Source organism: Frankia sp. AgB32, from assembly GCF_023243045.1.
Classification (GTDB): Bacteria; Actinomycetota; Actinomycetes; order Frankiales; family Frankiaceae; genus Frankia.
This window is the reverse complement of record NZ_JALKFX010000180.1, coordinates 1-394: the sequence shown is the minus strand read 5'-3', so window position 1 is coordinate 394 and position 394 is coordinate 1. Positions and strand designations below refer to the sequence as shown.

Genomic DNA, 394 nt, shown 5'->3' with positions numbered 1-394 from the left:
CGGCGTACTCCGCATCGATGAACTCGAACGTGTCGCTCACCGATGATCCTTGGCGAAGTACGCCGCGCATTTTTTCAGGAACTCGTTCTCCATGCTCAGCTCACGGTTCCGTCGTTCAGGTTCGCGTACCCGGACACTGTCATCGACGGTCGGCGGAGGCGCCTCGCCGGCATGGGCACGCCGGTAGGTGGCGACCCAGGCTCCGAGCGTTCCCTCGAGTACGTCGAGTTCACGTGCGACGTCGGCGGTCGGGCGAGAAGTCTCGATCACCATCTTCACTGCCTCGTCCTTGAACTCGGGCGAGTACTTTCTACGCTTTTGTGTCAACTATGATCTCCTCCGGACTGCCCCTATTCTAGTAGAGGCCCCTGTCCGGAATTAACGGGGCACCTCA

Annotated in this window: 1 protein-coding gene; it reads right to left on the bottom strand. The window is 60.2% G+C overall.

The features are described from left to right. Positions 1-36: 36 nt before the first annotated feature. Positions 37-327 carry a transposase gene (locus MXD60_RS26325; RefSeq protein WP_248822397.1) on the bottom strand — a complete coding sequence of 97 codons (291 nt, stop codon included), beginning with the start codon at positions 325-327 and terminating at the stop codon, positions 37-39. Between the last annotated feature and the right edge of the window lie 67 nt (positions 328-394).